Source organism: Celerinatantimonas yamalensis, assembly GCF_046054155.1.
Taxonomy (GTDB): Bacteria; Pseudomonadota; Gammaproteobacteria; order Enterobacterales; family Celerinatantimonadaceae; genus Celerinatantimonas; species Celerinatantimonas yamalensis.
Genome location: NZ_JBEQCT010000013.1, coordinates 15245 through 29333 on the forward strand (window position 1 = coordinate 15245; position 14089 = coordinate 29333).

Genomic DNA, 14089 nt, shown 5'->3' on the forward strand with positions numbered 1-14089 from the left:
CCATTTGGGGCAGTCCAAACTATATTGAGTCACAGGCTAATCACCTTGTTAATTCTATGAAAATTATCATTCTCGGTGCCGGGCAAGTCGGTGGCACACTGGCTGAAAACCTAGTCGGCGAAAAATCCGATATCACGGTGGTCGACACCGATAACGAGCGATTGCGTGATCTGCAAGATAAGTTCGATTTGCGGGTCGTGCAAGGTTATGGCTCAAACCCCGATGTGCTACGTGAGGCAGGAGCCCAAGATGCGGACATGTTAGTGGCCGTCACCAACAGTGACGAAACCAATATGATTGCCTGTCAGATAGCCTACACCCTCTTTAATACACCTAATAAAGTGGCGCGGATCCGCTCGCAAGCTATTTTAGCTGAGCGTGATAAGTTGTTTCGTCCTGAAGCGATTCCACTGGATCACTTGATTGCACCAGAGCAACTGGTCACCGACTATATTAGTCGCTTAATTGACTATCCAGGTGCACTGCAAGTGATGAACTTTGCTAATGGCCAAGTCGGATTAGTTGCGGTCAAAGCCTATTATGGGGGGCCGCTGGTGGGCAATGCATTATCGGTCCTGCGCGATCATATTCCCAATACTGAAACGCGTGTTGCCGCTATTTTTCGCCGCGATCATGCGATTCGCCCGCAAGGCACTACCGTTATTGAAGCAGATGACGAGGTCTTTTTCATCGCACCCAGTGAGCATATTCGCTCAGTAATGAGTGAACTACAGCGCCTCGAAGAGCCCTACCGGCGCATCATGATCGTCGGCGGAGGGAACATTGGCGCAGCACTCGCCCAGCGACTCGAAACCCAATATAGCGTCAAGCTGATCGAACAAACACTCGAGCGCGCCGAGTCACTCTCCGAAATGCTTAACAATACCATCGTGTTCTGTGGTGATGCTTCTGATCAAGAGCTACTACGTGAAGAACATATCGAGCAAGTGGACGTTTTTATTGCCGTCACCAATGATGATGAAGCCAACATTATGTCGGCGATGCTGGCTAAAAAAATGGGGGCGAAAAAAGCCATTGTCCTGATCCAGCGCTCAGCGTATGTGGATCTGGTCCAAGGCGGCGTCATTGATATTGCCATTTCGCCGCAGCAAGCCACGTTATCAGCACTGTTAACGCATGTGCGCAAGGGTGATATCGTCAATGTCTATTCACTGCGCCGCGGCGCTGCCGAGGCCATTGAAGCAATCGCCCACGGCGATGAACACACCTCAAAAGTGGTTGGTCGCACCGTCAGTGAACTAAGCTTACCCCCAGGGACAACCATCGGGGCAGTCGTTCGTGGCGATGAAGTGCTGATTGCCCACGACGACACCCGCATCGAGCAAAATGATCATGTGGTGATGTTTTTAGTCGACAAAAAATACGTTCCAGATGTTGAAAAACTGTTCCAACCTAGCCCGTTCTTTTTATAATGATCGTCAAATTCAAGCCAATTGTCTTTGTGAACGGGTTAGTTCTCTCTAAGCTGGCACTGTTTATGTATGTGCCAGCGGCGCTCGCCTTTTTTACTGGTACGCCCGGCTCAATTCAATTTATTGAAGCGATTCTGATCACCCATGTAGTTTCCTTGTTAATGCTCCATTTCGGCAGAATGAGTCACTCTCGGATGAAAGCCCGTGAGATGTTTTTGCTCACCAGTTCCGTATGGGTGATCTGTTGCGCATTTGGCGCACTACCCATCATGTTTTTAGGGCATACCAGTTACACCGATGCCTATTTTGAAACCATGTCAGGGCTCACCACCACTGGCTCAACAATTTTATCAGGTTTAGACAAACTGCCTCCTGCGCTGCTGTTATGGCGCTCATTGTTACAATGGCTGGGAGGGATTGGTTTCATCGTGCTAGCCGTGGCGATTTTGCCGTTTCTTAATGTTGGTGGGATGCGCCTATTTCAAACCGAATCATCCGATTGGTCAGAAAAAAGTGCGCCGCGAACCAAACATATTGCGGCCAATATCTTAACGGTTTATACGGTTTTGAGTATTCTGTGTGCCGTAGGTTATCGATTGGCAGGCATGAGTTGGTTTGAGGCCATCAATCACGCCATGACAACGCTGTCTACAGGGGGATACTCTACCTCTGATCAGTCGATGGCCCATTTTAGTAAACTGGCTCATTGGAATGGCATTCTATTTATGTTCTTAGGAGGGCTGCCCTTCCTCCTTTTTGTCCAAGCACTGCGACAACGGCGACTCAGCCAACTCACCCAAGATGCACAAGTTCGCGGCTTTTTCCTCTTGATTGCTGGAGTCACTTTGATAATGAGCTTATGGCTATGGCGACATAGTGCACTGCCCTATATCGATGCGTTACGAGTCAGCTTATTTAATATATTATCGATCGTCACAACCACTGGGTTTGGCCTGACTGATTTTAGTCAATGGGGGCACTTTACGACCACGTTATTTGTCTTTTTGATGCTAGTTGGCGCTTGCTCCGGTTCCACCGCAGGTGGACTCAAGATATTTCGCCTGCAAATAGCCGCCACTTTGTTTCACAAGCAAGTTCGTCAACTATTATATCCGCGAGGGATTTTCCCGCAGCGTTATAACGGCCGTCCGGTCAACGATGATATTGTTCGCTCAGTGGTGGCATTTACCGTGGCCTATGGATTGACAATCATTGTTCTTTCGGCAGGACTAAGCTATTTAGGATCTGATCCCACCACCGCCATCAGTGGTGCAATTACGGCGGTGGCGAATGTCGGCCCAGGTCTAGGCGAGATCATCGGACCCAGTAGTAATTTCGCCTCACTCCCCGATCCGTCTAAATGGTTACTCAGCGGCGGAATGCTCATGGGGCGGCTCGAAATTTTAACCGTAGTCGTGCTATTTTTCCCTGCCTATTGGCGCGATGTCTAACGGCTTAAACCGTTAATGGCAATAAGCAATCACTGCAATCGCAGCAAATACAATAATCGCCAGCAACCCACTGAGCACACGTTGGTGTTGACTTCTCGCTCGTTTAATCGCAATGGTGCCCAACACAATATAAACCACCAACAACACCAATTTGGCCGTTAGCCAGTTTGCTATAAATGGGTACTCATCAATGAGTACACACATCCAAATCCCACTTCCCAGTAACACGGTATCCACAACATGCGGCACAATCTTAACCGCTTTATGCTGCAACACGCTCGACTGGCGTAATGCCAACTGCCAACGCCAAACAAAACCAACAATACTAACGATGGCACTAACAATATGAATATCGACTAACGGTTTAAAAAAATTCATCATGAACGTTTAATATCTCAAAGACGGCTTCAGGTTCTTTGATAATATCGGCCAGCGAGTATCGGTCAAGCTCATTGTAAAATAACTGGCTGGCCTTAGCTAAGATCGATTTCATTCGGCATTGATGGGTTAAGCAACAATGCGGCGCGCTACAGTTCATCAACGAGTGGTGGGGTTCAACATCGCGAATCAATGTACCAATATGGATTTCTTCCGCAGGACGAGCCAAGCGCATGCCACCATTTTTTCCACGTTGCGTATACAGATAACCCAATTGCCCTAAACGGTGCACCACCTTGACCACATGGTTCCGTGAGAGTTGATATTTATCAGCAATTTCGCTAATGGTGGTTAACTGCTCAGGAGGGCGCGTCGAAACCATGATCAGCGAACGGATACAGTAATCCGTAAAAAGTGTCAGTTGCATAGAACCCCCTAATGATTTGGCCCGTCGACAGCGATCAACATCGTCTGTCACACTTTTTTTAAATTAAGGTTCTGAACATAGCAGATGCATTCTGGATAAATCTGAATCTGCATCAAGTTTAAGTCGCTATTCAAAGGTATCATTTACCTTGTCTTACTGAAGAGGCCGCAACTTACAATCTGACAACATTTTGTTAAACTATAATTTTGTGGAATAGATCAAATTGATAACATAAAATTTATGTTATCGTTTATCCTCATTCCCTCTGTGATAAAGGTCTTAAAATGTCTCAACAACAACGCGCTTTGCTGCCTGCCATTGATCTTTTGATGCTCCATGTTGGGCTAGACTTTATCCAAGCTTGTCAGCGAATTGGCTTATCACACCAGCAAGCAAAACAACTGCAGCGCCAGCGACAAGAACAATAATGCTGATATAACACCAAAAGGATTGGTCGGAATGAAATTGGATTTTTTTATCGTTGATGCTTTTACGAAGCAGCAATTCAAGGGGAATTCAGCTGCAGTTTTTCCGCTAGACAGTTGGCTAGAACCCGAACTAATGCAGGCAATTGCAACAGAAAATAACCTTTCAGAAACCGCGTTTATCAAAGCATTAACTCCAAATAAATATGAAATTCGCTGGTTTTCTCCGTTAACTGAAATCGATTTTTGTGGACATGCTACGTTGGCAGCCTCATCTGTGATATTCAATCAGTTGGGCGGTCAAGGTGAAATTGAGTTTTTGACATCGGAGGTTGAAGTCGGTGCATTATTAGTCAATCAACTTAATGACGGGAAAATTGAAATGAATTTTCCTAATCAATGCCCCGAACCGATCGTGAATATACCTCCAGCATTACTTGCGGGCCTATCTCATCAGCCCTTGCAAGTATTAAAAAATCGCCAAGCCTACTTTGCGGTTATGTCATCAGAAGATGACGTTAGACGTCTGCATTATCAATCAGAACACCTTAAATTGTTGGCCCCATTTGATGTTGTCGTCACCGCTAAGGCGAATGAATACGATTTCATATCACGCTACTTTTGGCCTGCAAACGGTGGCGATGAAGACCCCGTGACAGGTTCCATACATTCAGCTCTTGCTCCGTATTGGGCGAAACAGCTTTCTAAATCAAGTTTAGTTGCTTACCAAGCTTCTCAACGAGGTGGTGTTGTATTTTGTAACGTCATTAATGAGCGGGTTTTAGTATCGGGTTTTAGTGTGCTATATATGAAAGGCACCGCATACGTTTAGTGGTCATTGTTGATAACAAACAGTTAAGCAACAACAAAGTACCGTTGGCGTTGAGACTTCATTGTTCATTTTAGCCAACTTTATGTTTTGCCAGTTAATGAAGTCGATAAAGTGGCTTTTCTTTGAACCGTTCAGCAACTCGCTATAGAATAGCCACTTTGATCTGATGAAAAGAAAATCGACTTTATGAGCACCGTATCTGTCTATCGAATTCAGTTTGTCAGTAATGGCAAATACTATGAACTGTATGCTAAAAACGTGAGCCAAGGGAGCCTCTTCGGCTTTATTGAAGTCAGTGATTTTGTCTTTAATAGCAATTCTACGGTCGTCGTTGACCCCAGCGAAGAAAAGCTGAAAATCGAGTTTGCCGATGTTGAAAGCTCATTTATCCCTATGCACAACGTGCTGCGAATTGATCGCGTTAGTAAACCCGGAGCAGTCAAGCTGACCGACGTTAGCGATAAAGTTCATCCATTTCCAAACGCTATTTATACGAGAAATCCCGACTGATGGAATCTGTTGATTGGGACAAGCTGGCTTGGCTATTTGGTTGCAAGGAAAAACTGCAATTTTGGCTCGATGAGTTAATCACACAAGCTCCGCAAGAGCTTGATTTGCTCACCAAAGCCCACGTAGATGAGCAGCTTAAAGTACAAGTAGTTGCTTTGTTTAGTGGCATTGCCAGCTTGCTCCATGATCCCTTGCTGACCGGCGCCTGTGAAAACTTAGCGAAGGCGTCACCAGGCGAGTATCAAGACAAGCTTTCCAACGTCGCAGAGTATTACCAATCGTTACTGATACAAGTGCGCCATTATCGCGACCATTAATCCAAGATAGCGTGTTTCTTCGCATTATGTGGGTTATGATCAAAGCATCCAGAGACTGGATAAACGAAACAGGTTCATCAATCCGTGTCTCAACACAGCCGGAGTAATCTTTATTAATGCAGAGCCTTGCGTTACCTGCACCCTTTAGCCACGCAGACTATGTCACAGGGGCGTGTGGACGCCAAATATTTTATTGTCATACGCCATTAGATGATAGCAACCGCACGTTAGTGCTGATCGCCGTTGGCCGCAATGAAACAGGTTTAAAATATACCGATTTTGCACATCTACTGGCCTCGTATGGATGTGCCGTTGTGGTGTGTGATCATCGCGGGCAAGGTTTTTCAGAACGCCTTAATAGTGACCCCATGTTGGGCGATGTTGAAAAGTTTCAGTTTTATATAGATGATCTCAAAGCGCTCTATCAGCATTGCCAACTAGGGCGTTTTTCACAACGTTATCTGCTAGGACATTCGATGGGCGGCGCCATCACAGCTCTATATGCGGCACGTTACCCAGATGATTTTCAAAAGTTAGCACTGCTCAGTCCGATGTTTGCGATACACCTTGGCAAATCGCCTCTTTGGCAAGTCCGTTGGCAAATAAGAGTGATGCGAACCCGCGATAAGCTGCGCAAACAGAACCACTATGCACCAGGGCAAAGACCATTCCGCTGGCCGCCATTTACACAAAATATCATCACCCACAGTCAATCACGTTATCAAGCGCTGAGCCATCTCTTTGAGTCTTATCCTAAATTAGGTATCGGGGGGCCGAGCAATCGCTGGCTGAATGAAAGTTTTCAGGCCATGGCGGCAATTGCCCGTTTACCAAAGCTGCCATTAGCCATGTTGCTTCTGAGCGCCAAAGAGGATTGTATTGTCGATAATCGCGCACAAACCCACTTTGTTGAGCACCAGCGTCAACAAGGGGCGGATATAAGTCATCATGTCATAAGCGGCGCTTATCATGAACTGCTCCAAGAACAAGAACCCATACGTCAACACTGTATTGAGCTGATCACTGATTTTTTTATCGATAATAAATAATCTAACATTGCCGATATATTCAACACATTGACACAAGCTCTGTGTACTTTTTTTTAGTATTATATGAGAAACAGTATAAAGGATGTGACCGATGTACCGACTGATAGCTTCCGATCTCGATGGCACGTTACTCAACCGTAACCACCAAGTTTCGCCGACAACCATAGAACTTTTCGAACGCTTACATAACCAACAGATCAACTTCCTCATCGCTACGGGTCGTCATTATCAAGATGCTAGCCAAATAGCCAAGCAGTTTAGCTTTCCAATGTACTTGATTACTTCCAATGGCGCGCGAGTTCACAGCCCAAATGGGGAAAAAATAGTCCAGCATGACGTCCCAGAAACTGCTGTGGATGATATTTTACGACTGACGCAAGGTTGCACATTTTATCGGAACCTCTATCACGATGATCATTGGTTCGTCGAGGCAGACAATGATCACGTCCTGAGCTACACTCACGTATCAGGGTTTAGTTATACCCACACTGATTTTTCCGAAGTCACCCGTGAAGGAATCAGTAAAATGCTATTTATTGGCGATTCTGACGAGCTCAATGTGTTAGCGCGGGTATTGCTTGAACGTTATGGACAATCCCTTAGCATTACCTTTTCGCTCCCCACCTGTTTAGAAATTATGGGTCCCAATGTGCACAAAGGCAGTGCCTTGCAAGCCGTATTAGAGCGCCTTGTACTCACTCGTGATCAAGTGATCGCCTTTGGTGACGGCCTCAATGATAAAGAGATGTTAGAGCTTGCAGGGACTGGTGTGGTGATGGCAAATGCCGATCAGCGCCTGAAGTCCTTGCTGCCCGACCATCCTCAAACCCTCAATCATGACCGTGATGGCGTAGCCGCTTATTTAGCTAAAATCGACTTTAGCGCAAAACCACACGACGTACTCACCAACACGTAGTTACTAATTCTATGTATCAGGTGTTGATGTGTTGAGATTATATTTTGTTCATTTTGACAAGGTTGCTGGCAAAGCGAAAAACGAGATAGCGTAACTCGATATGTGTAACAAAAGACCAAGCTTAGAAGATCAGATCAACCTGGCATATGCACGATTACCAAGCATCATTGTAGTGAGTCGCAATGCGCACTATGCCAAGGGCTTGCAGCATTCGCTGAGCTCGCGATCATTAAATAGACCGTGTCATTTGTGAATCCATTTGATAAAACTATCTTGATAGAACATCAATAGAAAAACCAGTGCACGCGAAGCTGGTAGCCACACAAATATCCAACACGATTCATATAGGTAAATTCAAGGAACTTAGTATGCTCTTCCACTGCGAGGATTTAATTGAAAATATACGCCAAGTGCGTGAGCACAATCCCCTGATCATCAACCTAACCAACGATGTGGTCACCAATGTCAGTGCCAATATGCTACTGGCTTGCGGGGCATCACCGATCATGGCCCATAGCCGCCGTGAGCTTGATGAACTGATTGCCCAAGCCCAAGCCGTCGTGATCAATATTGGTACCCTAGATGAAATACGCGTAGCGCGCATGCAAATGGCTATCGATGCGGCTAATCGCTATCAAAAACTAGTGGTGCTCGATCCGGTCGGTTGCGGAGCAAGCCAGTATCGCACTCAAACTGCGCAACATTTTGTTGAATGCACTGATCATCTGGTGATTCGCGCCAATGCCTCTGAGCTGCTGGCGCTGGCAGATCGACCCCGTCAAGGCCAAGGCGTTGACAGCGGTGATGACAGCACAGCGGCCATTGCCGCGGCAAAATTCTTGCAGCAACAATGGCCACACAAACCGTTATTGGAAATATCCATCTCTGGTGCTTGCGATCAGCTTATTTTGCGCGATCAACACTACCAAATCACCAACGGCCATCCGATGATGACACACATTACCGGCACGGGTTGCAGTTTGAGCGCACTCACTGCGGCATATCGAAGCACCCATCCAGCAGGGCTATTAACCAGCGCCGCGGTCATGAGTATTGCCGGTGAAATAGCAGCGTCGCAGGTGCAAGGCCCAGCGGCTTTACAGCAACTGTTAATTGATACTATCTATCAGCTCAGCGCTGAGCAAATGCACCAGCATCTTAACTTAGAATGGGTGTCTTAGCCTTGGGGCGTAATCGTTTACCCTCTACATTAAATAAGCGCCGCACATTATTTGGCCAAGAAACATATAGCTGTGCACCCTCAGCATACTGTCGATGGCCACTTAGGCGCAGTACCACTTGCTGCTTGCTGCCCGCAAGATGCGTATATACCAACGTATCGGCTCCTAGTGGCTCAGTCAGAAGCACATCTAACTCAATCCCCTCACCATGGCCTTTAAGTTCAATGTGCTCTGGGCGGATACCTAATTGCTGTGGACCAAACAGCTGCCAGTAATCTTCATCAATCGACAAAGTCTGGCCACCAGGCAGATGCATCACCCCTTTTTCGACTTCAATGGGAATAATATTCATCGCTGGTGAGCCAATAAATGTTGCCACAAACACGCTAGCTGGATCTTCATATACGTCGATCGGTGTGCCCACTTGCTCAACATGGCCGGCATTGAGAACAACTAAGCGATCCGCTAAGGTCATAGCTTCCACCTGATCATGGGTCACATAAACCGACGTAGTGTGAAACTGACGCTGTAAGCGACGGATTTCTAAGCGCATATGCACTCGTAGCTTGGCATCTAAATTGGACAACGGTTCATCAAAGAGGAACACTTTGGGCTGGCGAACAATCGCTCGCCCCATCGCTACTCGTTGACGCTGCCCACCCGATAGTTCGCGTGGGGTGCGCTCTAGTAGATGATCCAGTTCTAATAACTGAGCCGCCTCTTCAACTTTCTCGCGAATCATATCTTTAGGTACTTTGCGGTTTTTCAATCCATAAGCCATGTTGTTAAAAACGGTCATATGCGGATAGAGCGCATAGTTTTGAAATACCATCGCAATATCCCGCTCGCCAGGTTCCATCTCATTGACTCGCTTTTCATCAATGTTTAGATCACCACTGCTGATCGTCTCCAACCCTGCCAACATACGCAGTAAGGTCGATTTTCCGCAACCACTCGGGCCGACCAACACGATCATTTCACCATCTTTGATGGCCATGTTGATCCCTTTGATGGCTTGATATCCGTTAGGATAAGTTTTAGTTAATTGTTTTAATGTTAACGTCGCCATCAATTATTTCTCCGACTCGACTAAGCCTTTGACAAAAAAGCGCTGCATGACAATAACCACAAATACTGGCGGCAGCATCGCCAAAATAGTGGTGGCCATCACTTGATTCCACATCACCTCACCTTCAGGGACCGATATCAAATGCTTAATCGCCACAACGATGGTGGTAAAACGCGCATCCGTGGTGATCATCAACGGCCACAGATACTGATTCCAACCATAAATAAAAGTGATCACAAATAATGCTGCAATATTAGTGCGAGACAGTGGCAATAAAATGTCCCAGAAAAATTTGATCGGCCCTGCGCCATCTATTCGAGCCGCTTCCACCAGCTCACCAGGCACCGTCAAAAAGAACTGTCGAAATAAAAACGTCGCGGTGGCGCTAGCAATCAGCGGAATAATCAACCCTTGCATCGAATTTAACATATGTAGATCAGCAACCACTTGAAAGGTCGGCATAATACGCACTTCAACGGGCAGCATCAGCGTCATAAAAATCAGCCAGAAGGCAACCATCCGGCCGCGAAAACGGAAAAACACCACAGCATACGCCGACAAGATTGAGATAGTGATTTTGCCAACGGTGATCCCAAGGGCCATCAACGTAGAGTTGAGTAACATTCGCCCCACGCTTATCCCACCTGTAGCGGCAGATCCATCAAACAGTTGGGCAAAAACTTTGAGCCCTTCATGACCAAACCAAAGTGGAGTAACACTGGACATAAATGAGTGGTTATCATGCGTGGCCACAACCAACGCAATCCACACTGGAAAGACCACTACCAGCACCCCGATAATCAAACTCAAGTGGCCGATTATTGTTGAATAAGATTTACGTTCAACCATTAGTAGGCCACCTTTTTCTCAACATATTTAAACTGCAAGACAGTTAATCCTGCGACGAGCAGCATCAAGATCACCGATTGCGCCGCTGACGAGCCTATATTCAACCCGATGTAGCCATCTGCAAACACTTTATAGACTAATGTATCGGTAGAATTGCCAGGGCCGCCTTGGGTCATGGCATCAATTAAGCCAAAAGTATCAAAAAAGGCATAGACCAAATTCATGACCAATAAAAAGAAACTAGTGGGTGACAATAAGGGAAAGATAATGTTCCAAAACCGTCGAGTTGGCCCAGCACCATCAATAGCCGCCGCTTCAATGAGCGAACGAGGAATGGATTGCAAACCGGCTAAAAAGAATAAAAAGTTATAACTAATTTGCTTCCACGTTGCTGCTATCACCACCATCCACATTGCGTCACTGCCATTCGTATGCGGGTTCCAATCAATGCCAATGCTATTGAGAAAATGACCGAGGATGCCCACATGGGGTTTGAGCAAAAACAACCACATCACCCCAGCAACGACCGGCGCAATGGCATAAGGCCAGATCAATAAGGTCTGATACCAATATTTCCCGCGAATGACTTTATCAGCCTGACACGCTAAATACAGTGCCACAGCTAACGCTAATAAAGACACTGCAAAGCTAAATTCCAGCGTGGTAATCATCGATTGATAGTAAAGCGGGTCAGTAAACAAGTTGATAAAGTTTTTCCAACCAACAAAAACCGTTGTAATCCCAAACGCATCTTGCATCTGGGTCGACTGATACATCGCTTGCGCCGCTGGCCAGATGAAGAAAATCCAAGTAATCAATAATTGCGGTGTCAGCAACAAAGCCGGGAATACCCAGCCTTTAAAATAAACGCTTTTACTTTGAGCCATAATACAACCTAGAGAGCCCAGCATAAGCGGGGCTCATTGAACACTAACCGTGCATGCTGTGGAATTGCGCTAACAGCCTGTCGCCACGAGCAACTGCGCTATCGAGTGCTTGCTTAGCCGTTTTCTTACCTGACCAAACATTTTCCAGCTCTTCGTTGATCACGTCACGAATCTGCGGAAAATTCCCCAAACGTAACCCTTTTGAGTTCACTGTGGGTTGAACCGCCGTCATCTGCTTAATCGCAACATCAGTGCCTGGGTTTTTCTGATAAAACCCTTCTTTTTTACTCAACAGATACGCGGCTTTAGTCACGGGCAGATAACCGGTGTATTGATGCCAATCGGCCTGCACTTTAGCACTGGATAAATAATGGAAAAACGCAGCAACACCTTGATAAGTCGCTTTAGATTTACCACGAAGAACCCATAATGAAGCACCACCGATGATGGTGTTCTGCGGTTTTTGAATCATCGACGTCCAATAAGGTAACGGTGCAACACCAAATGAACCGCCTTTGATATTATCTCTCACCCCAGCATAGCTGGCTGATGAACCGGTATACATGCCACATTGACCGCTATAGAACAATTGGGCCGAATCAGAGCGTCGACCACCATAGGTGAACGTGCCGTTTTTGCTCCACTTGGCAAGCGCTGAGATATGTTTAACAAATGGAGCTTTGTTGAATAACAACTTGACGTTGGTACCAGCAAAACCGTCGTCTTCACTGGCAAATGGCAAGTTTTGCCGAGCCGCAAAGTTTTCTAACTGCACCCATGATTGCCACCCCGTCGTAAAGCCACATTTCACGCCCACTTGACGCAGCTTGGCTGCCACAGCGGGCATTTGTTCCCACGTGGTTGGCGGCGCGCTAATGCCCGCTTTTTTAAATAAGGTTTTGTTATAATATAAGACGGGCGTTGAACTGTTAAATGGCATGGATAACATATGCCCTTGGCTATCCGTGTAATAGCCCGTTACAGAAGCTAGATACGCTTTCGGGTTAAATGGCTCATGGGTATTCGCCATCAGCTTGTAGACTGGATAAATCGCCTGTTTAGCTGACATCATCGTCGCGGTTCCTACTTCATACACTTGGACAATCGCAGGTTGCTTATGGGCTCGAAACGCCGCAATCGCCGAAGTCATCGTATCAGCGTAGTTACCTTTATAAATGGGCTTGATGATGTATTGATGTTGGCTTTTGTTAAAGTCGGCTGCAATTTGGTCTACTTTTTTCCCCAAATTTCCGCCCATTGCATGCCACCACTGAATTTCCGTCGCTGCCTGAGCTTGTATTGCTAGCAACGCGGCAACACCACAGGCAGTCCATTTGAGCAATTTCATAAATCATTTCTCCAGTTGAAACGCCGCGGCCATTTTCCGAGCGCTAGGATGATAAATACTGCTCAACAAACTAAGAGAATTAAGTGACATAAAAATGACTTAAAGATGACATAAATATGACCCAATCAAAAACACCCGAATGTGTCACCTATTTGAAACATTCGGCATCTACTCTGAAACGATCTTTACTTGGAGATAAATAATTTATGAAACTCGCAGGGCATCGAGGACTAGCTGGTATCGCACCAGAAAATACCTTAGCAGGTGTGCATCAAGCCGCTAAGCACAATATTGGTTGGGTTGAAGTTGATGTACAGCTTAGCCAAGACGGCGTACCCGTCATTATTCACGATGAAACCGTCAACCGTTGCAGTAATGGTTCAGGGTCGGTGCGCGAACTGAGCTGGCAGCAGCTGCAACAACTTGATTTTGGCAGTTGGTTTGCCGAGCAATATCAGCAGGAACGGATCCCAAACCTCTCGCAACTACTCGCATGCTGTAAGGAGCTAGCCTTAAAGTTAAATCTAGAGATCAAACTCTATCCTGAGGACGATATTAAACGGTTAGTACAAACTGTGGCCGACACGCTCGCACAGAGCGCATTTGCAGCCGATCAGTTGATCATTTCAAGTTTTAGTCATGAAGCGCTACTGCAGTGTCAAGAAATGATGCCTTCGATTCGCCGTGGCCACTTGTGGGAAGGTATCCCTGATGATTGGGCCGAGCAGTTGAGTGAAATCGACGCCTTTAGCGTGCATTGCGATTACCAACGGTTAACCCAGATCCAAGCCGCTGCGATTAAACGCGCAGGCTATGAGCTTTACACCTATACGCCGAATGACCCTACCACTGTTGCAAAGCATTGGCAGTGGGGCGTGGATATGATGATTAGTGATAACGCCCATCTCTACTAAACTGTTAAATAAGGCTAACAAACAGCTTGGGCATTCACGCTCAAGCTGCTGTGTTCACTCATATAGCTCAGTTCGAGCCAATAACTCAAAATAGAAATGGGTT

The 14089-nt window shown here is 46.3% G+C and carries 16 protein-coding genes; 10 read left to right on the forward strand and 6 right to left on the reverse strand.

Features of this window, described 5'->3' with window-relative positions; translation table 11 throughout:
- Window positions 1-56 precede the first annotated feature (56 nt).
- Both trkA and ABUE30_RS17920 read left to right on the forward strand, forming a co-directional pair.
- Window positions 57-1433: a Trk system potassium transporter TrkA gene (gene trkA, locus ABUE30_RS17915; RefSeq protein WP_408625212.1), complete on the forward strand. Its 1377-nt coding sequence runs from the start codon at window positions 57-59 to the stop codon at window positions 1431-1433.
- 2 nt (window positions 1434-1435) lie between these two features.
- Window positions 1436-2884, forward strand: a complete 1449-nt coding sequence (locus ABUE30_RS17920) for a TrkH family potassium uptake protein (protein ID WP_408625255.1) — start codon at window positions 1436-1438, stop codon at window positions 2882-2884.
- A 12-nt stretch (window positions 2885-2896) separates the two neighbouring features.
- Here the strand turns inward: ABUE30_RS17920 and ABUE30_RS17925 are convergent, their stop codons facing one another.
- Both ABUE30_RS17925 and ABUE30_RS17930 read right to left on the reverse strand, forming a co-directional pair.
- Window positions 2897-3262: a SirB2 family protein gene (locus tag ABUE30_RS17925; protein WP_408625213.1), complete on the reverse strand. Its 366-nt coding sequence runs from the start codon at window positions 3260-3262 to the stop codon at window positions 2897-2899.
- The gene (locus ABUE30_RS17930) at window positions 3249-3689 is read right to left on the reverse strand and encodes an Rrf2 family transcriptional regulator (RefSeq protein WP_408625214.1); all 441 of its coding nucleotides are present in this window, start codon (window positions 3687-3689) and stop codon (window positions 3249-3251) included. Before ABUE30_RS17930 ends, ABUE30_RS17925 begins: the two co-directional genes overlap by 14 nt.
- Before the next feature lie 284 nt (window positions 3690-3973).
- Between ABUE30_RS17930 and ABUE30_RS17935 the strand changes: the two genes are divergently transcribed.
- From ABUE30_RS17935 to thiM, 7 genes are all read left to right on the forward strand, one after another.
- A complete protein-coding gene (locus tag ABUE30_RS17935) occupies window positions 3974-4117 on the forward strand; it encodes a hypothetical protein (RefSeq protein ID WP_408625215.1) in 144 nt (47 codons plus the stop codon).
- Between the two features lie 31 nt (window positions 4118-4148).
- Complete coding sequence (locus ABUE30_RS17940) at window positions 4149-4946, forward strand: PhzF family phenazine biosynthesis protein (RefSeq protein WP_408625216.1); 798 nt, start codon at window positions 4149-4151, stop codon at window positions 4944-4946.
- A gap of 186 nt (window positions 4947-5132) precedes the next feature.
- Window positions 5133-5456 carry a DUF1820 family protein gene (locus ABUE30_RS17945; RefSeq protein WP_408625217.1) on the forward strand — a complete coding sequence of 108 codons (324 nt, stop codon included), beginning with the start codon at window positions 5133-5135 and terminating at the stop codon, window positions 5454-5456.
- Entirely contained in the window at window positions 5456-5773 is a 318-nt protein-coding gene (locus ABUE30_RS17950) for a hypothetical protein (RefSeq protein ID WP_408625218.1), read from the forward strand. Before ABUE30_RS17945 ends, ABUE30_RS17950 begins: the two co-directional genes overlap by 1 nt.
- Before the next feature lie 116 nt (window positions 5774-5889).
- Complete coding sequence (locus ABUE30_RS17955) at window positions 5890-6822, forward strand: alpha/beta fold hydrolase (protein WP_408625219.1); 933 nt, start codon at window positions 5890-5892, stop codon at window positions 6820-6822.
- A 91-nt stretch (window positions 6823-6913) separates the two neighbouring features.
- A complete protein-coding gene (locus ABUE30_RS17960; RefSeq protein WP_408625220.1) occupies window positions 6914-7738 on the forward strand; it encodes a Cof-type HAD-IIB family hydrolase in 825 nt (274 codons plus the stop codon).
- Between the two features lie 368 nt (window positions 7739-8106).
- Window positions 8107-8919 carry a hydroxyethylthiazole kinase gene (gene thiM, locus ABUE30_RS17965; RefSeq protein ID WP_408625221.1) on the forward strand — a complete coding sequence of 271 codons (813 nt, stop codon included), beginning with the start codon at window positions 8107-8109 and terminating at the stop codon, window positions 8917-8919.
- On the opposite strand, the gene ABUE30_RS17970 is transcribed toward thiM, so the two are convergent.
- The 4 genes from ABUE30_RS17970 to ugpB are packed head-to-tail and all read right to left on the reverse strand — an operon-like array spanning window position 8897 to window position 13072.
- The gene (locus ABUE30_RS17970; protein WP_408625222.1) at window positions 8897-9988 is read right to left on the reverse strand and encodes a sn-glycerol-3-phosphate import ATP-binding protein UgpC; all 1092 of its coding nucleotides are present in this window, start codon (window positions 9986-9988) and stop codon (window positions 8897-8899) included. The genes thiM and ABUE30_RS17970 overlap by 23 nt on opposite strands.
- Before the next feature lie 3 nt (window positions 9989-9991).
- Window positions 9992-10837, reverse strand: a complete 846-nt coding sequence (gene ugpE / locus ABUE30_RS17975) for a sn-glycerol-3-phosphate ABC transporter permease UgpE (RefSeq protein WP_408625223.1) — start codon at window positions 10835-10837, stop codon at window positions 9992-9994.
- Window positions 10837-11724: a sn-glycerol-3-phosphate ABC transporter permease UgpA gene (gene ugpA / locus ABUE30_RS17980; protein ID WP_408625224.1), complete on the reverse strand. Its 888-nt coding sequence runs from the start codon at window positions 11722-11724 to the stop codon at window positions 10837-10839. The genes ugpE and ugpA overlap by 1 nt, the downstream gene beginning before the upstream one ends.
- A gap of 43 nt (window positions 11725-11767) precedes the next feature.
- Complete coding sequence (gene ugpB, locus ABUE30_RS17985) at window positions 11768-13072, reverse strand: sn-glycerol-3-phosphate ABC transporter substrate-binding protein UgpB (protein WP_408625225.1); 1305 nt, start codon at window positions 13070-13072, stop codon at window positions 11768-11770.
- 206 nt (window positions 13073-13278) lie between these two features.
- On the opposite strand from ugpB, the gene ABUE30_RS17990 reads away from it, so the two are divergent.
- Complete coding sequence (locus tag ABUE30_RS17990) at window positions 13279-13986, forward strand: glycerophosphoryl diester phosphodiesterase (protein ID WP_408625226.1); 708 nt, start codon at window positions 13279-13281, stop codon at window positions 13984-13986.
- The last annotated feature ends 103 nt before the right edge of the window (window positions 13987-14089 follow it).

Bases quoted from the DNA above. Each gene is read 5' to 3' on its own strand.
- trkA (WP_408625212.1), top strand. From the start codon at position 57: ATGAAAATTATCATTCTCGGTGCCGGGCAAGTCGGTGGCACACTGGCT.
- ABUE30_RS17925 (WP_408625213.1), bottom strand. From the start codon at position 3,262: ATGAATTTTTTTAAACCGTTAGTCGATATTCATATTGTTAGTGCCATC.
- ABUE30_RS17930 (WP_408625214.1), bottom strand. From the start codon at position 3,689: ATGCAACTGACACTTTTTACGGATTACTGTATCCGTTCGCTGATCATG.
- ABUE30_RS17935 (WP_408625215.1), top strand. From the start codon at position 3,974: ATGTCTCAACAACAACGCGCTTTGCTGCCTGCCATTGATCTTTTGATG.
- ABUE30_RS17940 (WP_408625216.1), top strand. From the start codon at position 4,149: ATGAAATTGGATTTTTTTATCGTTGATGCTTTTACGAAGCAGCAATTC.
- ABUE30_RS17945 (WP_408625217.1), top strand. From the start codon at position 5,133: ATGAGCACCGTATCTGTCTATCGAATTCAGTTTGTCAGTAATGGCAAA.
- ABUE30_RS17950 (WP_408625218.1), top strand. From the start codon at position 5,456: ATGGAATCTGTTGATTGGGACAAGCTGGCTTGGCTATTTGGTTGCAAG.
- ABUE30_RS17955 (WP_408625219.1), top strand. From the start codon at position 5,890: ATGCAGAGCCTTGCGTTACCTGCACCCTTTAGCCACGCAGACTATGTC.
- ABUE30_RS17960 (WP_408625220.1), top strand. From the start codon at position 6,914: ATGTACCGACTGATAGCTTCCGATCTCGATGGCACGTTACTCAACCGT.
- thiM (WP_408625221.1), top strand. From the start codon at position 8,107: ATGCTCTTCCACTGCGAGGATTTAATTGAAAATATACGCCAAGTGCGT.
- ABUE30_RS17970 (WP_408625222.1), bottom strand. From the start codon at position 9,988: ATGGCGACGTTAACATTAAAACAATTAACTAAAACTTATCCTAACGGA.
- ugpE (WP_408625223.1), bottom strand. From the start codon at position 10,837: ATGGTTGAACGTAAATCTTATTCAACAATAATCGGCCACTTGAGTTTG.
- ugpA (WP_408625224.1), bottom strand. From the start codon at position 11,724: ATGGCTCAAAGTAAAAGCGTTTATTTTAAAGGCTGGGTATTCCCGGCT.
- ugpB (WP_408625225.1), bottom strand. From the start codon at position 13,072: ATGAAATTGCTCAAATGGACTGCCTGTGGTGTTGCCGCGTTGCTAGCA.
- ABUE30_RS17990 (WP_408625226.1), top strand. From the start codon at position 13,279: ATGAAACTCGCAGGGCATCGAGGACTAGCTGGTATCGCACCAGAAAAT.